The following is a 673-nucleotide window of genomic DNA, read 5'->3' as shown; positions in this document are numbered from 1 at the left end:
TGGATCTCACTTATAATGGACCTGCTGAGATTGAAGGCAATTACATTCGTATGGGAATTGAATTTAATGCCAGTGGTAAGCGCGTTGCTTATCATTTCTGGGAACATCACCCCTATGATGATGTCCCTGCAAATATGGCATTTGAGAGCCAAGAGCGCGTGCGTGTCCCTGCTGAAATGGTCCTTCACATCAAAGAGCGCCGTATTGCCGGACAATTGCGCGGTTCTCCCAAAATAACGCGCTGTATGACAAAGATCTTTCAACTCGAATCCTATGATGATGCAGAGCTTGATCGAAAAAGGACAGCAGCTCTTTTTGCGGTGTTTATTACAGGGAAGGAATCTCATGATGCGAAATTAGAGGAAAATCGTGAGCAAACGACGCCCCCAAAGAAGACCGAAGAGGCAGCTGACGTGGATAAAATTTACCCTGGATCGGTCAACATAGTGGATGGCGAAAAACAAATTACATTTTCCAGTCCTGTTGAGGTTGGTGGTTCTTATGAAGCCTTTCAATATCGTAATATTTTAAAAATTTGCTCGGCTCTCAATATGCCTTATGCCGTTGTGACTGGAGACGTTACGCGGGGGAATTTTTCCAATGTGCGTACCTCTATCATTCAGTTTAGACGGCACGTCAAACAATGGCGCGAACATATCATTGCTTTTCAGTT

At 44.3% G+C, this 673-nt stretch carries 1 protein-coding gene; it reads left to right on the top strand.

Translation table 11 applies throughout. From position 1 onward, the window contains the following. Positions 1–673, top strand: a 673-nt coding sequence (locus J7R13_RS08605; protein WP_208438291.1) for a phage portal protein, incomplete at both ends; no start/stop codon positions are given.

Source organism: Bartonella taylorii 8TBB, assembly GCF_902825155.1.
Taxonomy (GTDB): Bacteria; Pseudomonadota; Alphaproteobacteria; order Rhizobiales; family Rhizobiaceae; genus Bartonella; species Bartonella taylorii_A.
This window is presented reverse-complemented; position numbering and strand designations above follow the sequence as displayed.